The 1,684-nt window shown below is 59.1% G+C and carries 1 protein-coding gene; it reads right to left on the bottom strand.

The features are described 5' to 3' along the window. Positions 1-144: 144 nt before the first annotated feature. Positions 145-1,684 (bottom strand): S-layer homology domain-containing protein (locus OCV66_RS15455; protein ID WP_147574653.1); only part of this gene is annotated, 1,540 nt, incomplete at its 5' end.

Below are 1,684 nucleotides of genomic sequence, written 5' to 3'. Positions count from 1 at the left end.
ACGCATACAATAGCGCCTATGTCAACGAAAATCCCGCGCAGGCGGAATGGCGGCGCGAGATCCTGGAGCGGGCGCAGCATGTGATAGACGCATGCCTGAAGCAGTAAGGGAGACTACGGTCTCCCTTTTTGCTGCCCTTTTCCATCAGACCTGGTTTGCCGCACTGATGATATCCCAAAACGCCCAGTGCGAGGCAGGCACATCCGCAAACCTGGTCTGGATGGTATGCACGCGCAGCGGCCGGCTGGTCACACGGTTAATGAGCTTGGCTGCTTCCGCACGGGTGATGGACGCGTCCGGTCTGAACGTACCGTCCTTATAACCGTCGATCCAGCCGTGCATCTGGCCGTATGCCACCGCATCATGTGTCTCCCCATAACTGGGGACGTCTGGAAACGCCATCGTGCCGGCCGCCACCCGTGGGGACCCGCTCAGGCGGTACAGCCACACGGCCAGCTCCGCACGGGAAATGGGCGCGTCCGGCCGGAAATACGGCGCGGCCTCTATTCCCGCATCATAGAACGCATCCACTTCGTGGGCGTACCAGCCGCTTACCGGCACATCCGCCGCGCCACAGGCCGGATAGTCTATCAGGCTGGAGTAGTTGGTTAGCCGTGCAAGCATCACGGCCGCTTCCGCGCGGGTCAGGGTGTCCTCCGGACAGAACCGGTAGTTTCCCATACCTTCAAAATACGGCGCGGTGATACCGCTGCGCAGATACAATGTGCCGTTGCTTTCGCGTACCGCACAGGCGCTGAGCTGCACATCGTCACGGATATTGCTTACTGTTATCTTGAGGACGCCCTGATTGGACAGAGACATAGGGTATGACTTGCCCCCAACTCTAATTCTGCTGTCCTCATCAACATGGGCAGTCTCCTGCCGGCTGCCCACGCGCAGCGTGACGGTATCCAGCATATAACCCTTGTCCGGCGAGACGGTATACGTCGCCGAGCCGCCGTCGTTCACACCCGTGCGGTATGCAGAAATGGTGCAGTGCTGCGCTGTCCCGACCTCCACGGCGTTGTCATAGGCGGCAGCTCTGTCGGCTGTAGCGAATACCCGCACTGGGGCATAGACGTCATCCACATGCAGGATAACGCTGTTCCCGTCCTGCTGCAGCGTATAGTCCACACCGTCTATTCGAATCTCATTTTCATCCGCATCTACGGTTTTCGATATATCGCCCACCGTCAGGGTAATACGGCGCAGCGTATAGTTATCATCCGGTGTGATCGTAAAACGGATATCCGTTCCTTTGCGCACTGTGCCGCCGCAGTCCTTGACGATATCCACGCCTGTCCCCTCTGATACCGTGACAGGGATACGGTCTTCGTCCAGTTCGGAGATAAAGTACGCCTCCATATCGGTTTGCACATCGGTAAGGCGCAGCGTCACGCGGCCGCCGTCCCTGTCGATGCGGTACACCTTGCCGCCCAGCCAGATACGGCCCTCAGATACATATCCCGCAGCGGACTGCACTCCATCGTCCAGCCGTATCTCGGTGATCTCATAGCCGCGTCCGGCGTCTGCAATAATGTTTGCATCGTTCCCGCGCCGCACTTTGACACGGTTGCTGTCCACATCCACACCCTTATCGCCGCCCACGCGGACGGTGAGCGGCTGTTCGCCCGGCTTACCGTTGCTGAAAAAGTGGATGCCAAGGCTTTCTTCTGCGGTCAGC

The organism is Agathobaculum ammoniilyticum (assembly GCF_025567315.1).
GTDB lineage: Bacteria > Bacillota > Clostridia > Oscillospirales > Butyricicoccaceae > Agathobaculum > Agathobaculum ammoniilyticum.
This window is presented reverse-complemented; position numbering and strand designations above follow the sequence as displayed.